Source organism: Clostridium sp. KNHs214 (assembly GCF_000744935.1).
Classification (GTDB): domain Bacteria; phylum Bacillota; class Clostridia; order Clostridiales; family Clostridiaceae; genus Haloimpatiens.
In genome coordinates this window covers 1,106,032-1,125,040 of record NZ_JQMW01000009.1, presented here as the reverse complement: position 1 = coordinate 1,125,040, position 19,009 = coordinate 1,106,032, and the positions used below count along the sequence as shown (strand labels likewise).

Genomic DNA, 19,009 nt, shown 5'->3' with positions numbered 1-19,009 from the left:
ATACAATATGAAAATAGAAATAGGATCAAATGAAGCTGGTCAGAGAATGGATAAATTTTTAAGAAAATTACTTAAAGATGTACCTTTAAGTAGAATATTTAAAGCTATAAGAACAGGTGGAGTGCGAGTAAACGGAAAAAAAGTTAAGCAAAATTATTCTCTTAATGAAGGAGATATTCTGGTTTTTGAGGATATCCAAACTAATTCTTCTAAAAAAGAAGTAAAAAGATTGGATACTGGATTTCTAAAGATAACTTATGAGGATGAAAATATTTTAATTGTAGAAAAATGGCCAGGAGTTTTGGTTCACTCAGATAAAAAAAATGGAGAAGATACATTAACAGACTATGTATTGTCATACCTTTTTGAAAAAGGAGATTATACACCAGAAAAAGAAATAACATTCACTCCAGCACCTTGTAATAGATTAGATAGGAATACATCTGGCGTAGTGATATATGGTAAAAACTTTGAGAGCTTAAAACTTTTAAATGAACTTATTAGAGAAAGAAGAGTTAAAAAGTACTATACAGCTTTAGTAATAGGTAAGATTAGTGAAGGAATTTATGAAGCCTATATATCTAAAGATGAGGATAGCAATATATCTAAAATTTATAAGGAACCTAAAGAAAATACTAAAAAAATAGCTATGGATGTTAAAGTGATTCAAACCATAGGAGCATATACATTAATAGATATAGATTTAATAACAGGAAGAAGTCATCAACTAAGGGCTCATTTAAGATTTCTAGGTAATCCAATAGTAGGTGATCCTAAATATGGTGATAAAAAGATAAATAACTTCTTTCAAAACAAATATGCATTAGATTTTCAGTTTTTATATGCATATAAATTAATATTTAAAGCTTGTGATGGAAAGTTAGCCTATATGGAAAATAAAACCATAGCAGAGAGTTTACCACCTATTTTAAAGAAAATTAAAAAAGATGTATTTAAATTTTAGGAAGGTGCTTTTATGAAAAAACAATCTACAACTAAAAGTTTTGCAGTGCTGTCAGCTGCACAAATTATATCGAAAGTATTATCTGTAGTTTACTTACCTTTTCTAATAAATATACTAGGAGATAAAGGATATGGTATGTACGCTGCTGCCTATATAGTTTATGCATTTATATATGTGGTGACTAACTCAGGAATACCAGTGGCTATTTCAAAAATAATGTCTGAGTTATTTGCCTTGGAGAACTATAAAGACGCTGTTAAAAGCTTTAAGATTGCTAGAACAATGCTATTGGCTTTAGGAATAATTATGTCGGCTTTGATGTTCTTCTTAGCAACGCCGCTGGCTGCAGCCACAAAGTCTAAATCATCAGCTTTAGCAATTAAAGCTTTGGCTCCTACGGTGTTATTTACTTCTATACTTACAGCTTATAGGGGATATTTTCAAGGAAGAAGTAATATGACACCAACAGCAATATCACAGGTTATTGAGCAAATAATAAATACAGTTTTTAGTCTTGTTTTTGCTACTATTTTAGTTAAAAATGGACCTGAAATGGGAGCTGCAGGAGGAACTATAGGTACCTCATTAGGAGCTTGTGTAGCTTCAGTATATTTAGTGATGGTTTACCATAAAAATAGACATATAAAAGTTCCTAAAGGATATAATGCTAAGACGATAAAAAGATACAGTAATAAGAAACTAGTAAAAAAAATATTGAATTATTCAATACCTATGACCGTATGTATAGGACTACAAAATGCAGGTGCATTGGTAGACCTTTGGAATGTAAAATCTAGATTGATTTCAGCGGGATTTGTAAGTGTTACAGAGGAACTATTTGGATGGCTGAGTAAGTACAATAGTTTAATAAATGTTCCTATAGCCATAATATCTTGTTTAGCTGCAGCTCTGTTGCCTGCTATATCTGGTGCAGCTGCTTTAAATGATAAAAAAGAAGTAGGAAAAAAGATAAATTATGCATTTAGATTATGTTTTTTAATATCAATACCTGCAGCTTTTGGACTTGCTGTTTTAAGTAAACCTATATATGAACTTCTCCATGTTAGAGGTGGATATATGTTGATGCTTTTAGGATCTTCAGTGGTGATACTTATGTCTGTAGTTCAAATCCAAACAACTATTTTGCAAGGTATAGGAAAGCTATATTTAGTTACCTTATATGCTATTTTGGGATTATTAGGTAAGATAATTACAAATTATATACTTGTGGGAATAGCTAAAATAAATATACTAGGTGCAGTAGCAGGAAATATAGTATGCTTTTTAATACCGTTATTTTTAAATTACATTACTATAAATAGAGTTTTAAGGGTAAGAGTTAATTTATATAAAAACATGAAAAAACCATTAATAGCCTCTATAATTATGAGCATAGCAGTGTTAGCAGTATATGTACCTGTTAATGCAGTTATATCTCTAGTGTTTAAAGGATATATAAGTAATGCAATAGCTACATTAGCAGCTATTGGAGTTGGAGCTTTAATATACTTATATAGTTTAATAGTTTTTAGAGGAATAACAAAGAAAGATTTAGAAACTGTTCCTAATAAATTAATTAGATTATTGCCAAAGAAAATGATTAGTCAAATAAAATAGTAAAAAGTCCTTCAAATTTAAATGCTTGAAGGACTTTTACTATTTTATCCGCATACTATAAAATTTTTTAAGTTGATAGAATAGACTTAAAAGAATAGATTGAAATTATATGTTATTATAAGTCTTTTTAATGCCTTAAAATTTATATAACGCATGAGCAGTTCAGGGCTTTACGAATGCTGATGTCTTAAAATAGGATATAAAATTGAAGAAGAAAAAATGAATATTGCAAAGCCTAATATTATTAATAAGATATTTTTTATAATTAAATTATTAGTGATAATTAAATTGTTTAATATGGTTAAAGTTAAAAATACTATTATACCTAAAAACAAATGACTCAGTATATTAATAAAAGAGAATTCTATAAAATATTCTTTTCTGATTTCGTATAGATTAGCTATTAATGTAAATAGTGAGGTTATTATTAAGCTAATTCCATAACCATAAATATTTATTCTTGGAATAGAAACTAAAATGTATATTAAAATTAATTCTATTAAGGCAGATAAAACTGAATTTCTTAAAACTATTTTTTGCTTTCCTAGCCCATTTAATATACCAAAGGTTGTACTAGATACATAGATAAAAGGAGCTGATAAGGCTGCAAATTTGATAAAGGGTGCTAAATCATTTCTTTTGAAAAATAACTGCCCTAGATTATCTGGTATACTTAAGCAAATAAAAAGCGTGGCCATACCTAAAACAAAGGATATATTTATAACTTGCGAAAAACGTCTTTGAAGAGATGAAAAGTTTCCCTTACTTAAATTTTCTGATATATCAGGAACTAGTATAGTGGAGAGGGAATTAACTGCAATAAAAGGGAAAAAAATTATAGTAAAAGCCATTCCAGAAAATTTACCTATTAAGGCCAGTGCTTCCTCATGCAATAGTCCACCATATATTAGTCGCTTAGGCAGCATTAAAGTAGATACTGTATATAAGCCTGTGGTTAGCATACCATTTATGCAAAGAGGTAAAGAAATTATCAATACTCCCCAAACAAGTTCTAAAGATCTTTTAGTGTTTTTATAATATACAGGATAATTACATTTGTTTTTTTTATAAAATATAAATAAAAATGTAAAACTAAAAAATTCCCCTACAGTTAAAGCCATGTATGTTATAGTAACGGTTTTAGTTATGTCAGTAAGGTTAAAATAAGATATAAGTGATACTATGACAATCATTCTAACTGCTTTTTCTAAAATATCTATAAGTGATGGAGTGAAAACTTTAGATATACCGTAAAAGTATCCTTTTAAAATGGCGGATAAAGCTACGAAAATAATAGCAGGACATATAACCCATAAGGAATATAGAGCACGGGAGTCCTTTATTATGCTATTGCTTATTAATGGTGAAAATAAAAACAAAATTAATGCTATAATTAAAGCCCACAAAAAATCGAAGAATAACGAAACCTTTACAGACTTATGTAGATTCCCAAATTCTTTTTTACCATTAAAGTAGGCGCATTGCTTTGACATAGCAGTAATCATTCCACCACAAACCACCACAGCGAAAAAATCATATACAGGCATTATGAGAGAATAAAGGCCAAGACCCATGGGGCCTAAAGTTTGTGATAAAATTATAGAAAACATAAATTTAAGTATTCCTGTTATAAAATTAGAACACGTAAGTATAATTGAATTTCTAAAAAAAGCATCTTTACTCATAAAAAATCCTCACATATAGTAATGTCATTAATATTTATGTGAGGAAACAAAATTATATTCTTTATTTTAACGTCCGCTAGCTTTTAAGATATTAACTTCCAAAGAGTGTCACCACTTTTTACATTATAACTTATGTTTTGGGCATGTACACTTATGGGAAAACTTAAAAGAAATGTTGTCAATAATATGCAAACTTTTTTGCTCTTCATAATTGCCTCCTTAATGTTTATAAGATTTGTAAAGTTATATAAAGAGTATAATATAAATCAAAAGTATTTTTTATAGTAGATAAAAGGGGTAAATGGAATATAAATGTAAGATATAATCTATATAATGATTAACCCACAATAAGGTATAATTCAGGTAATGTAATGCTTTTTGTGGGATAATCATATAATTAAAAAAATTTAAACATTGTGCAGCTTTGATTATAGGCCTAGTATTGATGTATAATAGTAAATAATAAGTTAGGTGCTAAAAATAAATGTTATAAAAATATTCATAGATGAATATAGGAGAAATTTTCTCATTTATAGTATGGATAAATAAGGAGATGTGATAGAAGTGTTAAAATGTAGAATATGTGGAATGATTATAAGTGAAAAAAATTATAATATAAATAGCAGTGGTGTACCAGAAAAAAATACTTTAGAGGAAATAAAGTATTGTCCATTTTGTGGAGTTACTAATGAATATCTAGTCTCTTTAGATGAAAAAACTATAGAAATTAATAGTTCCGAATTAAATAAGGATGCTAAAAAAATACTAGATCATGCTATGAAATTGGAAGTGTTTAATAGTGAGTTTTACGCTGAAGTTGCACTTTTGGTAGAAGATGAGGAGATTAAGAAAATGTTTCTTCATTTAGCTAAAATTGAGCTTGTGCATGCGAATATTCATAAAAAAATGGGGGGATTCTCGGAGCTTCCTATATTGACTAAGTTAGACTATAGCAAGTATAAAGGAGAAGGTGGGGATAGAGATTTATTGGAACTAGCAAGAAAGAGAGAATTACATGCAGTTGAGTATTATAATAAATATAGAAAAGATATTAATGATGAAAATGTAGTGAAAATATTTAATGCTTTATCAGAAGTGGAAAAAGATCATGTAGACATGGAAGAAGAAGCACTTTAAACATATATTTTAATCTATATACATATTAATCTTTCCAATAAAATATATATAATTTAGGAATAATTATTGGGGAGAGGAATATGAAAAAGATAATTAAGTGGGTTGTTGTAATAACAGTATTGGCGATTTTAAGTTTTAATATGAATAAATACAGTAATAATAAAATAGATATCAAATCTTTAGAAGAAAATTTTAATTGCCAATTGCGTTTTAAGGGTTTAAGGGGCGCTAGAGACTTTTGCGTTTCAGATAAGGATGAGTATTATATAGCTTATAAAGATAAAATCCAAGTTATTAAAAATAATGGGGATAGCTATTATTTGTTTAAAGATAGGGACTTGAACATAAATAGTATAGCTTTATATAAAAACAAATTATATTATTCCTCGGAAAAGACAATATATGAATATGATATAAATAATAATAATAGCAAAATTTTAATAGATAAGCTGCCTAATTTTGGAGATTATTTTAATAGTAAAATAAAAATATCAGGAAATTACTTATATGTATCTATAGGAACAGCCACTAATTCTGGAATAGTGGGGGAGGATAATACCTGGTTAAGGGAATACCCATATAATTGTGACATTTCTCCAAAGACATGTATAGTTAAAGGTAAGAATTTTGGTGATAAAAAAACTGGAGCTTTTGTACCTTATGGTACTTCTAATGTAAAGGGACAAATAGTACCTGGACATTTTCCAGGTAACGGTAGTGTTATAATGTATAATCTAAGTACAGGAGCCATTGAAAACTTTGCTTGGGGTATAAGAAATATAGAAGGAATGGAATTTAACAGCGAAGACAAGTTAATTGCTATTATAGGAGGTATGGAAGATAGAGGTCTTAGACCTATTAAAGGTGATGTAGATTATATATATCAAATAAAAAAAGGAATATGGTATGGCTGGCCTGATTATTCAGGTGGCGACCCAATAAATTCTCCTAGATTTAAAGGTAAGAATGGTGAAAGAATAGGATTTTTGCTAGATAAACATCCTTCTACTAACCCACCTGCACCTTTATATCAACATGAAACACTTAATACTTTATGCGATTTGACAGTAGATAAAAAGGGATTACTGGGATATAAAGATGCTATTTATTTTTTCGATTCCAAGGAAATGAAGCTTTATAGCTTAAATAAAAATTTAGTATTAAGGAAAAAGGCCCTTATAGAGGGAAGTGAAAAGATTTCTTTGGAATTTAGTGAAGCCGGATTAAATATACTAGATAGAAAAAAGGGAATGCTTTGGATTGGGAGCATTAGTTCACAAAAAGTGGAGAAAAATAATAAATTTATTTATTTTTATTTAGTAATATTATCATTAGGCATTATAGGAGTAATAATTTACACTAAATTGAGAAAAATAATATGTAAGGATAAATAGTATAAAGTGACTGGGGGAAGAATTAATGAAGCCAAAGAAAATTGAAAGAACTTACGGAAGTACACTAAAAGGTATAATGTTTGCGGTAAATCCAATTAAGAAGAAGGTTTTAAAAACTCACTGTACAGTTCATAAATTTATAAATTTAAAAGCTGTAAATATACTAAAAATAAATGGATATGAAGAGGAATATAACTTTTTTAGAGAGAATATAAGAAACATGAATGAAGGAGTAGTTTGGGCAGATCAAGATTTTAAGAGCTCTAATCATTTTTATCATGTAGTGAAGGGTAAGGGACTGTACGGATTTTCAGATGCATTAACAGAATGCAAAAAATATTATGAAAGATCACTTATATATTTAAGAGAAAAGGAAATTAAAAAATCTCTATTTTATTTTGGAGCTGCTTGCCATTTGATTCAAGATGCTACGGTGCCGCAGCATGTAAATAATAAATTATTAAAAAGTCATAGGAAATTTGAAATATGGATAATAAGTAAGCTCATGAGTGATTATTCTTTTGAAGAAGAAAAAAGTATCAAGAGATTTAATTATATAGAGGAATATATAAAAAGCAATGCAGTGTTTGCAGATAATACCTATAGGGAATTTAAAGATATTGATAACTTAGAAGAGAGATATGATAAGGTATCACGAAAAATAATAGGTGAGGCACAAAAGACTACTGCGGGATTTTTACTAGATTATTATGATGAATATAAAAGCACTTATTCCAAATGATGGAACAAGTGTCTTTTTTATATTATAATTAGAATTAAGAATAAATTAAATAATTTAAATTAAAAGCTACTTTATATTTTTATTATTTATATTAATGTAGAAATTCAAAATCATGAGCGAAAGTTTGAACAATAACAAATAAAAACTTATGAACAAGTAAAATCCATAGACTATGGGGGGATAAAATTGAAAGAAAAAATATTAGATTTGCATGAGATGAAATTAGAGGGCAGCGTTTTAGATATTGGATATAAGGATTATGGTATAGTGTATAATCTTTGTAAAAGAGATGATGGGGCACTGGATATAGATTATGTATATAGTGAAGGTAAAGAGGTTTTGGATAGGGATAAGTACGATAGGTGCGTGTTATTCTTTTCTTTAAAAAATATTTGGACAAACAGTGAAAAAGAAAAAGTTTTTCAGTTTGCATGGGAGGTATTAAAGGAGAATGGAGAAATCTATATATGGGATGTGGATAAAGGAGTAAAAAAAACATTCAATTATAAAATAAAAGTTGTAATTTCCGAAAATAATATAAGAATAATGAATTTAATAGATATTAATCCCTTTAATGATAATTCAAAAGAGAATATAATAAAACTATTAACTTTAAAATTTGATATAATTGATTTTGACTATAATGATGAAGTGTTCTTTATAAGGGCTAAGAAGAAAGGATGTTAGTATGAAAGTTTTATTAGTAGGTGTTAATTCAAAATTTATTCACAGTAATTTAGCAATTAGATATTTAAAAGCATATACAAGGGATTTAGATTATGAATGTAATACATTAGAATTTTCTATAAATGATTTAAAGGAAAGAGTAGTAAAGGAAATAATAAAAGAAAAACCTGATGTGATAGGTTTTTCTTGCTATATATGGAATATCCAATTTATTAGGGAAATGGCAACTATAATAAAATTAATAAATAATGATATAGCTATTTTTGCAGGAGGACCAGAGGTATCCTTTGAACCTACGAATTTTTTATTGCAAAACAGCATGGACTACATTATGGAAGGAGAAGGAGAAGAAACATATAGAGAATTTATTAAGACTCTTTTAGAAAGTATGCAACATGGGAAGTCCCTTGAGGATAGTATGAAAAAAGTAAAGGGACTTTATACTAAAATTCAAGGAGAAGTTTATTATGGAGGAATTAGAGATATACTAGATATAAATAAAATAGTGTTTCCATATAGTGAAGAGGATAATTTGGAAAATAAAATAGTTTATTATGAAGCTTCCAGAGGATGTCCATTTAGATGTAAGTATTGTCTTTCCTCTGTAGATAGAAAGGTGAGATTTTTAGATATAGATAGGGTAAAAAATGAATTAAAGTTTTTCTTGGATAAAAAAGTGAGGCTTGTAAAATTTGTTGATAGAACTTTTAATTGTAAAGATGATTTTGCAAAAGAAATATGGAGGTTTATAGCAGAACAGGATGAAAGTGTAGGGACCACTTTTCATTTCGAAATTTCAGCAGATTTACTTAAAGAAGAGCAAATTAAGATACTTCAAAAGGCTCCAAAAGCAAGAATTCAATTTGAAGTTGGTGTGCAAACTACCAATAATGAAATTCTAAAAAATATAAATAGAACTGTTAATTTTGAAGATATAGAATATAAGGTTTTGGAAGTAGAGAAGCTTAAAAATATAAAGCAGCATTTAGATTTAATAGCAGGATTGCCTGGAGAAAATTTTCAATCATTTAAAAAGTCCTTTGATCAGGTATATTCAATTAAACCAGAAGAAATACAGTTAGGATTTTTAAAATTACTTAAAGGAACTCCTATGATTACCGAAAAAGATAAATGGGGAATGGTATATTCACCATATCCACCCTATGAAATATTGAAGACTAAGGATATTAGTTATGATGAAATATGTACACTCAAAGGTGTAGAAAAAATGATAGATAAATACTATAATTCTAATAAATTTAATAATATATTGAAGTATTTTGAAGAATACTATTCTAGTGCTTTTGAATTCTACAGAAGTCTTGCAAGTTTTTTTCAGGACAATGGATATTTTGACAGAAACATATCTTCAGTTGAATACTATGAAATATTTCTTCTTTTTAATGAAAAAGTTTTAAAGAAGAGTAATTACGCATTAAATGAAATTATTAAATATGATTACTTATTACATAATAAAAAGAAGTGGGTTCCGCCATTTATAAATAGAAAATTTGACAAAAATGTTAACAAGTTAATCCGTGATTGGATAAAAGCTAATGTGAATTATGAAAAATTAGAGTTTCATGTAGAAAAATTCTTCATTGACATATGTAAATTCTTGCAAGATGGAACTATAGAAAATAGGGAATCGTATATAATTTTTCAAGAAAATGGACCTTGTCAAACTGAGGAAATAAGCGAACTTGTAGAAAAATTAATTTATAATGAAAAAATTTAAAATATTGTGTATAAATAAAGAAAAGCCACTTAAAAAGCAATAATCTAATTTAATTCCTTCAAAGTCTGTTGAAATTAATTGTTAAAGTAAGTATAATGAAGTTGTAATGATTACTATATAAAGTACTATAGATGCATGGGATATTAAGCATTTGTTATTACTTTAAATATTAATATATACAAATAAAGGTGGTGATACTTTGGCATTAGAAGCTATTTTAGAAGTTAAAAAGGCAGAAAGTGAAGCCGATGCACTGGTTAAAAAAGCTGAAATTGAAAAAAAAGAAATAATTAAAAATGCTTCCTTAGAAGCAGAAAATCAATACAGTAACATAATAAATAGTGCAAAAGCAAGAGCAAAGGAAATGTATGATAAGGCTGCTCAGGAAGGAAATAGTGAATCTAAACCTATTTTTGACCAAGGCAAGAAAGAGGTTGAAGAAATACTAAATACCCCTAGTGAAAAGAAAGAAGAGGGGATTAAATTAGTGATTGAGAGGATCGTGAATATTCATGGCAATAGTTAAAATGAATAAGTTTACTTTGCTAACCTTTGAATCACAAAAGGAAAAACTTCTAGAAGCTCTTCAAAATTTTGAAGGAGTTCAATTTATAAATCTTCAAGAAGAACAGGCAATAGAAGAAGTTGAAGAATTCAAAGAGCTACGAAGAGATGAAGTAGATTCAAAGTGCGCAGAGTACGAAGAAAATTTATCTAAGTTAAAGTTTGCTTTGGACTTTCTTCAAGGTTATATTCCTCAGAAATCCGGATTAAAAGCTTTTTTACAGGATAAGAAAGAATTATCTTACAGTGGATTAAATAGCATTATGGAAAAAAACTCTTGGAAAGAAACTTATTCTAGTTTAAAGGAAAAAGAAGTTAAATTAAACACATTGAATAATGAAAGGACAAAATATGAGACTGAAATAAAGAGTTTAGAACTTTGGAAAAATTTTGATGCTCCTTTCAAATATTTAAAAGAGTTTAAGAAAACTTCATATTTTTTAGGAAGTTTAGCTAAGCAATATGAGCAGGAATTGACTTCAAAATTTCAAGATGAAATTAAATATGGCCATTTAGAAATATTGAATAGTCAAAGTCAGGATATATATATATTTGCCATAGTCCATGAAAGCGAAACTAATAAAGCTGAAGAACTTCTTAAAAATTACGGATTTAGCTATCTTGCTTTAAATTATGAAGAAGAGCCAAAGGTTTTAATAGAAAACTATAGTGCTAAAATTATGGAAATAAACCATGAGGAAGAAATAATAACCGAAGAAATTAAAAAATTTAACAACAAGATAGAAGAATTACAACTAGCTTATGAGTACTATAATAATTTGGTTATAAGAAATTATGCTTCAAATAATTTTCTGAAAACAAAGAAGATAGTTACAATTTGTGGATGGAATACTTTGGAAAACAATTCAGAGTTAGAGAACACAATTAAAAAAGTCGTTGGACAAGATTATTATTTAGATTTTAGCCAAATTACTGAAGAAGAAACAGAAAAGGTACCTATTAAACTTAAAAATGGTGGTTTTTCTTCGGCCTTTGAGAGCTTAGTTGAAATGTATAGTTTGCCTCTTTATTCAGAAGTAGACCCTACACCAATATTGTCAGTATTTTATTTTATATTCTTTGGTATGATGCTTTCAGATGCAGGTTATGGACTTATCATGGTTTTGGCGTCTTTATTTGCCATTAGCAAGGTTAAAGATCCTGAAAGAAGAAAAACTTTTAAACTGTTTTTCTTTGCAGGAATATCTACTATGATATGGGGTACGATTTATGGAGGTTGGTTTGGAGATCTATTAAATTACTTCGGAGTAAATCCCCCTATGTTAATTGACCCAACCAAGGATATATCACAAATTTTTATACTTTCACTTGCATTTGGTGTAGTTCACGTATTTGTTGGTTTAGGTATAAAAGCCTATATGTTAATAAGAGCTGGAAAGTTAAAAGATGCAATATACGATGTATTGACATGGTATTTAACTTTAATAGGTGCAATTCTTATGTTAGTAGGAATAGGTGGAAGCTTAGGAAAATGGTTGTTAATAGCTGGCTTAGTAGGATTGTTATTAACACAAGGTAGAACTTCTCCAAGCCTAGGAGGAAAAATAGGAGGAGGTCTATATGGAGTCTATGGTGTTACAGGATACCTAGGAGACATAGTGTCCTATTCAAGACTTCTTGCTTTAGGGTTAGCTACTGGATTTATAGCTAATGCTTTAAACTTGATAGTAAGCCTTTTCCCAGTACCAATAAAATATGTGTTATCTCCTATACTATTTGTGGGATTACATTTATTTAACCTTGTAATTAATGCTCTTGGATCTTATGTTCATGCAGCTAGATTACAATACTTAGAATTTTTCGGGAAATTCTATGAAGGCGGTGGAAAAAAATTCACTCCATTTAAGCTTTCAGAAGAATATATAAAAATTACTAAATAACAAGAGGAGGATTTAAAAGATGGAAAAGATGACATGGATAAATTTCTTTTTACAAAATAATGGTGGTATGATTTTTGCATTATTAGGAGCTGCATTAGCAGTAGGATTAGCAGGTATAGGTTCAGCTAAAGGTATAGGAATAGTAGGAGAAGCTGCTTCAGGACTTATGACTGAAGAACCGGAAAAATTCGGTAAGACATTTATATTAGTTGCTCTTCCAGGTACACAAGGTCTTTATGGATTTGTTATAGCACTGTTGTTATTCACTAAGATAGGAATATTTGGTGGTAAAATGCCAGCTTTTGATCTAGGTTTAAAATATTTTATGGCTTGTCTACCAGTTGCTTTAGCAGGATGGAAATCAGCTATAGCTCAAGGTAAAGTTGCAGCTGCAGGTGTTCAAATATTAGCTAAGAGACCAAATGACGTAATGAAAGGCGTTATATACGCTGTTATGGTTGAAACCTATGCAGTATTAGGTTTTGTTGCATCATTATTTATGGTTCTATTTGTAAAATAGTTTGGAGTGAAGCGTAATGGCTAATGTAAATAATTTAGTAAGTAAAATTTTGGAGGAAGCCAAAATTAAAGAAAAGGAAATCTTAGCTAATGCACAAGAAGAAAAAAATAAGATAATAGAAAAAAAAGTTTCAGAAGCTGAAATTTTAGAAAAAGAAATAATAGAGAAAGCTAAAATAGAAGCATCTACAAAAAAAGAAAGAATAGTATCTAGCTCAGAGCTTAAAGTGAGAAATGAAAAGCTAGAAGCTAAGCAGCAAATCATTCAAAAAACTTTTGATGAAGCTGTAGATAGATTAGCAAATCTTTCAGAAGAACAATTTTTACAATATGTTGAAAATAGAATACTTTCTTTAGATATTTATGGAGACGAGAGTTTAATACTAAATTCTAAAGGTAAAGAAATAATCACATCAAAATTTATTGATGATGTAAATAAGAAATTAATTGTTAAAGGCAAAAAAGGAAATATTATAATAAAAAATGAAACTGGAGATTTTAAGGGTGGATTTATTCTAGAAAAGAATGGCATAGAAATAAATAATACTTTTGAAGCTTTAGTCAATGATATAAAGGAAGAATTAGAGTATGAAGTAGCGAAGGCATTATTTAACTAAGGAGGGTAACTAATGGATGTAATGCAATTTACTCAAGCTATACCTAGGCTTAGGGTATTAGAAACCAGACTCCTTGATAAAGCCAAAATTGAGAGAATGATAGATTCTGCATCTGCTCAAAGTGCTTTAAAAGTGCTTCAGGAAACTGAGTATGCCAATGTGATGAATGACGTTAAAAGAGCTGAGGACTATGAAATAATGTTAAGTACTGAACTTAAAAGAGTTTATAACTTAATTTATGATGTATGTCCAATTAAATCAGTAGTAGATATAATGAGCATTAAATACGATTATCATAATTTAAAGGTTATGATTAAAGGTAAAATCCTTAACAAGGATTTTTCTCATATGCTAGTTCCTGTAGGAAAGTTTGAAATTTCTAAGTTAAAATATGCAGTAGATAACGAGTACTATAGGGACTTGAATAAAACTATGAGAAGCAGTATAGAAAAAGTAACTGAAGACTTTAAAAACTTAAAGGATCCTCAAAGAATTGATATAATACTTGATAAGTATATGTTTGAAGAAATGATAGCTATAAGTAAAGAAATAAATGATAAATTTCTAGATAAATATATAGGAACTATGGCGGATTTAACAAACATAAAGACTTTGCTAAGGGTCAAAAAACAAAATAAAGGAAGAGACTTTTTCTTATCAGTAATGCTACCAGGAGGTTCAATTCCAAAGGAGAAGATGTTAGCTTTAATTAATGAATCAGTAGAAAATATACCAGGTAGACTTTCATATACAGACTATAATGAAATTTTAAAACTAGGTGTAGAGGAATATTCTAAAACTGGTTCAGTAAGTCTTCTTGAAAAATTAAGTGATAACTATATTATGAAACTAATGAGAGAAGCTAAGTACGTGAGCTTTGGACTTGAACCAGTGATTGCTTATATCTATGCGAAGGAAAATGAAATAAAATTAATAAGAATAATAATGGTTGGCAAACTCAATAATATTGCTGCGGAAGTAATAAGAGAAAGGCTGCGTGATGCTTATGTATAAGAAGATAGGAGTAGTTGGAGACAAGGACTCTGTACTAGCTTTTAAATCTATTGGATTAGACGTATTTCCAGTAGTTGAACCAGAGGAAGCAAGAAAGACTATTGATAAGCTAGCTATGAGTGATTACGCAGTTATATTTGTAACAGAACAAGTTGCAAAGGATATAGAAGAAACTATTGAAAGATATAATAAGCAAACACTTCCTGCTGTAATATTAATTCCAAGCAATCAGGGAACATTGAACATAGGAATACAAAGAATCAGCGATAACGTAGAAAAAGCTGTTGGTGTTAATATTTTATAGGAAGGTAGGTTGGTAACTTGAAAACTGGAAGAATTATAAAAGTTTCAGGTCCATTGGTAGTTGCAGAGAACATGGATGAAGCTAATATATATGACGTTGTAAGAGTTGGAGAAAAGGGCCTTATAGGTGAAATAATAGAAATGAGAGAGGACAGGGCTTCAATTCAGGTATATGAAGAAACTTCAGGTATAGGACCTGGAGACCCTGTAGTTACAACAGGAGAACCTCTAAGTGTAGAACTTGGACCTGGACTTATAGAATCAATGTTTGATGGAATACAAAGACCACTAGATGCTTTTATGGAAAAGTCAAAAAGTTCATTTTTAAAAAAAGGTGTTTCTGTTTTAGCATTAGATAGAGATAAGAAATGGGACTTTAAACCAACGGTGAAAGTTGGAGATAAAGTTTCAACTGGTGATGTAATAGGTACAATACAAGAAACCGCTGTAGTAGTCCATAAAATAATGGTGCCTTACGGAATGGAAGGAACAGTTAAAGAAATAAAAGAAGGCGAATTTACTATAGAGGAAATGGTATGTGTTTTAGACACTCAAAAGGGTGAAAAAGAAATAACTCTTTTACAAAAATGGCCTGTTAGAAAAGGTAGACCGTATTCAAGAAAGGTAAATCCAGTGGAACCAATGACTACAGGACAAAGAGTTATAGATACCTTTTTCCCAGTGGCAAAGGGTGGAGCTGCTGCAGTACCAGGACCATTTGGTGCAGGTAAAACAGTAGTTCAGCACCAAATAGCTAAATGGGGAGATGCAGAAATAGTTGTTTATGTTGGATGTGGAGAACGTGGAAATGAGATGACAGACGTTCTTAACGAGTTCCCAGAGCTTAAGGACCCAAGAACTGGAGAAAGCTTGATGAAGAGAACTGTTTTAATAGCTAACACATCAAATATGCCCGTGGCAGCTAGAGAAGCTTCCATATATACAGGAATTACTATAGCAGAGTATTTTAGAGATATGGGATATTCTGTATCAATAATGGCTGACTCTACATCTCGTTGGGCTGAAGCTTTAAGAGAAATGTCAGGAAGACTTGAGGAAATGCCTGGTGATGAAGGTTATCCAGCATATTTAGGATCAAGACTTGCTGATTACTATGAAAGAGCTGGTAAGGTAATTTGCTTAGGTGAAGATGGAAGAGAGGGAGCAGTTACAGCTATAGGAGCCGTATCTCCTCCAGGTGGAGACCTTTCAGAGCCAGTTACACAAGCTACATTACGAATAGTTAAGGTTTTCTGGGGACTAGATGCACAGCTTGCATATAGAAGACACTTCCCTTCAATAAACTGGTTAAATTCTTATTCTCTGTACTTAGAGAAAATGGGAGCTTGGATGGATGAAAAAGTTGCGTCAGATTGGTCAGCTTTAAGAACAGATGCTATGGTTTTACTTCAAGAAGAAGCAAACTTAGAAGAAATAGTTAGACTTGTAGGTATAGATGCACTATCAGAAAAAGATAGATTGAAGCTTGAAGTTGCTAAATCTATAAGAGAAGATTATTTGCAACAAAATGCTTTCCACGAAATAGATACTTATGCTTCTTTGGATAAACAATACAAAATGTTAAAATTAATAGTTCTATTTAAGGAGGAAGCGGAAAGAGCCCTTAAAGCAGGAGTTTATTTAGATAAAATATTAAAGTTACCTGTTAGAGATAGAATAGCTAGAAGTAAATATACTCCAGAGAGTGAATTGAGTAAGATTGATGAAATATATAATGAGCTAAAGAGCCAAATGGATAATCTCATCAGCGAAGGAGGGGTTCTAGATGCTTAAGGAATACAGAACAGTTAAAGAAATAGTTGGACCGCTTATGGTTGTAGAAGGCGTAGAAGGCGTTAAGTATGATGAACTTGTTGAAATAGAGATACAAACTGGTGAAATGAGAAGAGGAAAGGTTCTTGAAGTTAACGGAGATAGAGCCATGGTTCAGTTATTTGAAGGTTCTTCAGGAATTAATTTAAAAGGAACTAAAGCTAAATTTTTAGGAAGACCTTTGGAAATTGGCGTATCAGAAGATATGTTAGGAAGAGTTTTTGATGGAATGGGAAAACCAAAGGATAATGGTCCAAAGATAATTCCAGAGAAGAGACTTGATATAAATGGTGAAGCTATAAACCCTGTGGCAAGAGATTTTCCATCGGAGTTTATACAAACTGGTATATCTGCTATTGATGGACTTAATACGTTAGTTAGGGGACAAAAACTACCTGTTTTCTCAGGCTCAGGTCTTCCACATTCACAACTAGCTGCTCAAATAGCAAGACAGGCTAAAGTTTTAAATTCTAGTTCAAAGTTCGCGGTGGTTTTTGCAGCTATAGGTATAACTTTTGAAGAAGCTGAATTCTTCGTGGAGGAGTTCACAAAAACAGGTGCTATAGATAGATCAGTTCTATTTATGAATCTAGCTTCAGATCCAGCTATTGAAAGAATAGCTACTCCAAGAATGGCATTAACTACAGCTGAGTACTTAGCTTATGAAAAAGGAATGCACGTTCTTGTAATTTTAACAGATATAACAAACTACTGTGAAGCTCTTCGTGAAGTTTCAGCAGCAAGAAAAGAAGTACCAGGTAGAAGAGGATATCCAGGATATCTATATACTGACCTTTCTACTATATATGAAAGAGCAGGAAGACTTAGGGGCAAAGAGGGCTCTATAACACAAATACCAATATTAACAATGCCTGAGGATGATAAAACTCACCCAATTCCAGACTTAACGGGATATATCACTGAAGGACAGATAATACTATCAAGGGAACTTTACAAGAAAGGTATTATGCCTCCAATAGATGTTTTACCATCCCTATCAAGACTTAAAGATAAAGGTATAGGAAAAGAAAAAACAAGAGAAGATCATGCTGATACTATGAACCAGTTGTTCTCTGCCTATGCACAAGGTAAGCAAGCAAAAGAACTAGCAGCTATATTAGGTGAATCTGCTTTATCTGATACAGACAAAAAGTATGCAGAGTTTGCAGAAAGCTTTGAAAAAGAATATGTAGCTCAAGGGTTTGAAGCTAATAGAACTATAGAGGAAACTTTGAATCTTGGTTGGAAACTATTAAAGATACTTCCAAGAACAGAACTTAAGAGAATAAGAGATGAATATTTAGAGAAGTATATTGAAGAAAGAAAGGATGATTAGCCATGGCAAGGCTAAATGTTAATCCTACTAGAATGGAGCTTACCAAGCTTAAAAAGAGGCTTGTAACAGCAACTAGAGGTCATAAGTTACTAAAAGATAAACAAGATGAGCTTATGAGAAGATTCATAGATTTAATAAAGTACAACAATCAGCTAAGAAAAAGTGTGGAAAAAGAATTAGAAGCATCATTAAAGGACTTTGTAATGGCAAGGGCACTTATGTCTTCAGAATTTTTGGAAGAAGCTATAGCTTATCCAAAAGAAAACATATCTGTAGAAGTAAATCAAAAGAACATAATGAGCGTAAATGTACCTGTTATGAACTTTAAAAGAGAATTAGAGGGGGACGAAGGAAGTATATACCCTTATGGTTTTGCTAATACATCTGGAGAATTAGATGGTGCATTAGAAAAACTATATACCATAATTCCTAAACTTTTAGAACTTGCTGAAGTAGAGAAGTCTTGTCAGCTAATGTCTGATGAAATAGAGAAGACTAGAAGAAGAGTTAATGCTCTTGAATATATGACTATACCTCAACTTCAAGAAACTATAAAATATATTCAAATGAAATTGGATGAAAATGAAAGAGGTAACTTGACTAGACTTATGAAGGTTAAGAGTATGCTTGAGGAAGCTAAAGAAAAAGCAAATAGTTAAAAGACGGACACTGTCCGTCTTTTTTTATCTTTAAAGGTGAACAAAGTGTTAATTTTAAATGAAGTAGTAGGGTAAAATGTAATAATATAGAATTGGTATATTATATTTTTAAATAAGCAATTATAAATAAATTTTATGGTTTCACATGAAGTTTTATCTTAACTTTGGGCACATTCAAATAAATAATAAATCAGTATGTTAGTATATACTGGGTCAGCAAAATCCGACGATGGTCTTATTAGTGACGTAATCTGTTTTCTTGTCTAATATAAAATATACTAGAATCTTTGACTTGTTAT

The 19,009-nt window shown here is 30.1% G+C and carries 18 protein-coding genes; 16 read left to right on the top strand and 2 right to left on the bottom strand.

The annotated features are described in order from the left end of the window. Positions 1 to 7 precede the first annotated feature (7 nt). Positions 8 to 964, top strand: coding sequence for an RluA family pseudouridine synthase (locus CC89_RS07835; protein ID WP_035290916.1), 957 nt, complete (start codon positions 8 to 10; stop codon positions 962 to 964). A gap of 12 nt (positions 965 to 976) precedes the next feature. Further along, positions 977 to 2,581, top strand: a complete 1,605-nt coding sequence (locus CC89_RS07830) for a putative polysaccharide biosynthesis protein (RefSeq protein ID WP_035290915.1) — start codon at positions 977 to 979, stop codon at positions 2,579 to 2,581. Between the two features lie 170 nt (positions 2,582 to 2,751). Here the strand turns inward: CC89_RS07830 and spoVB are convergent, their stop codons facing one another. Both spoVB and CC89_RS21070 read right to left on the bottom strand, forming a co-directional pair. After that, positions 2,752 to 4,266 carry a stage V sporulation protein B gene (gene spoVB, locus CC89_RS07825; protein WP_035290914.1) on the bottom strand — a complete coding sequence of 505 codons (1,515 nt, stop codon included), beginning with the start codon at positions 4,264 to 4,266 and terminating at the stop codon, positions 2,752 to 2,754. An 83-nt stretch (positions 4,267 to 4,349) separates the two neighbouring features. Next, entirely contained in the window at positions 4,350 to 4,475 is a 126-nt protein-coding gene (locus tag CC89_RS21070) for a hypothetical protein (protein ID WP_286161314.1), read from the bottom strand. 355 nt (positions 4,476 to 4,830) lie between these two features. Between CC89_RS21070 and CC89_RS07820 the strand changes: the two genes are divergently transcribed. The 14 genes from CC89_RS07820 to CC89_RS07755 all read left to right on the top strand — a co-directional run bounded on the left by CC89_RS07820 (position 4,831) and on the right by CC89_RS07755 (position 18,710). Then, entirely contained in the window at positions 4,831 to 5,403 is a 573-nt protein-coding gene (locus tag CC89_RS07820) for a ferritin-like domain-containing protein (protein WP_051931590.1), read from the top strand. Positions 5,404 to 5,483: 80 nt separating this feature from the next. Then, positions 5,484 to 6,797, top strand: a complete 1,314-nt coding sequence (locus CC89_RS07815; protein ID WP_035290913.1) for a PQQ-dependent sugar dehydrogenase family protein — start codon at positions 5,484 to 5,486, stop codon at positions 6,795 to 6,797. 25 nt (positions 6,798 to 6,822) lie between these two features. Then, on the top strand, positions 6,823 to 7,539 hold the full coding sequence (locus CC89_RS07810; RefSeq protein WP_035290911.1) for a zinc dependent phospholipase C family protein: 717 nt from the start codon (positions 6,823 to 6,825) through the stop codon (positions 7,537 to 7,539). A 186-nt stretch (positions 7,540 to 7,725) separates the two neighbouring features. After that, positions 7,726 to 8,226, top strand: coding sequence for a hypothetical protein (locus CC89_RS07805; RefSeq protein WP_051931588.1), 501 nt, complete (start codon positions 7,726 to 7,728; stop codon positions 8,224 to 8,226). A gap of 1 nt (position 8,227) precedes the next feature. Further along, a complete protein-coding gene (locus CC89_RS07800; protein WP_035290909.1) occupies positions 8,228 to 9,964 on the top strand; it encodes a B12-binding domain-containing radical SAM protein in 1,737 nt (578 codons plus the stop codon). A gap of 199 nt (positions 9,965 to 10,163) precedes the next feature. Further along, positions 10,164 to 10,490 carry an ATPase gene (locus tag CC89_RS07795; RefSeq protein ID WP_035290907.1) on the top strand — a complete coding sequence of 109 codons (327 nt, stop codon included), beginning with the start codon at positions 10,164 to 10,166 and terminating at the stop codon, positions 10,488 to 10,490. Next, positions 10,477 to 12,429, top strand: a complete 1,953-nt coding sequence (locus CC89_RS07790) for a V-type ATP synthase subunit I (protein ID WP_035290905.1) — start codon at positions 10,477 to 10,479, stop codon at positions 12,427 to 12,429. The genes CC89_RS07795 and CC89_RS07790 overlap by 14 nt, the downstream gene beginning before the upstream one ends. 28 nt (positions 12,430 to 12,457) lie before the next feature. Then, positions 12,458 to 12,949 (top strand): V-type ATP synthase subunit K, encoded by a 492-nt coding sequence (locus CC89_RS07785; RefSeq protein ID WP_035291304.1) that lies wholly within the window; start codon positions 12,458 to 12,460, stop codon positions 12,947 to 12,949. Positions 12,950 to 12,965: 16 nt separating this feature from the next. Beyond that, complete coding sequence (locus CC89_RS07780; protein WP_035290904.1) at positions 12,966 to 13,565, top strand: V-type ATP synthase subunit E; 600 nt, start codon at positions 12,966 to 12,968, stop codon at positions 13,563 to 13,565. 12 nt (positions 13,566 to 13,577) lie between these two features. Then, positions 13,578 to 14,579 (top strand): V-type ATP synthase subunit C, encoded by a 1,002-nt coding sequence (locus CC89_RS07775; protein WP_035290903.1) that lies wholly within the window; start codon positions 13,578 to 13,580, stop codon positions 14,577 to 14,579. Beyond that, positions 14,566 to 14,883 carry a V-type ATP synthase subunit F gene (locus CC89_RS07770; RefSeq protein WP_185750699.1) on the top strand — a complete coding sequence of 106 codons (318 nt, stop codon included), beginning with the start codon at positions 14,566 to 14,568 and terminating at the stop codon, positions 14,881 to 14,883. The genes CC89_RS07775 and CC89_RS07770 overlap by 14 nt, the downstream gene beginning before the upstream one ends. 17 nt (positions 14,884 to 14,900) lie before the next feature. Continuing rightward, positions 14,901 to 16,676: a V-type ATP synthase subunit A gene (locus tag CC89_RS07765; RefSeq protein WP_035290902.1), complete on the top strand. Its 1,776-nt coding sequence runs from the start codon at positions 14,901 to 14,903 to the stop codon at positions 16,674 to 16,676. Then, positions 16,669 to 18,051 (top strand): V-type ATP synthase subunit B, encoded by a 1,383-nt coding sequence (locus CC89_RS07760; protein ID WP_035290901.1) that lies wholly within the window; start codon positions 16,669 to 16,671, stop codon positions 18,049 to 18,051. Before CC89_RS07765 ends, CC89_RS07760 begins: the two co-directional genes overlap by 8 nt. A gap of 2 nt (positions 18,052 to 18,053) precedes the next feature. Further along, positions 18,054 to 18,710 carry a V-type ATP synthase subunit D gene (locus CC89_RS07755; protein ID WP_035290899.1) on the top strand — a complete coding sequence of 219 codons (657 nt, stop codon included), beginning with the start codon at positions 18,054 to 18,056 and terminating at the stop codon, positions 18,708 to 18,710. Positions 18,711 to 19,009 lie beyond the last annotated feature (299 nt).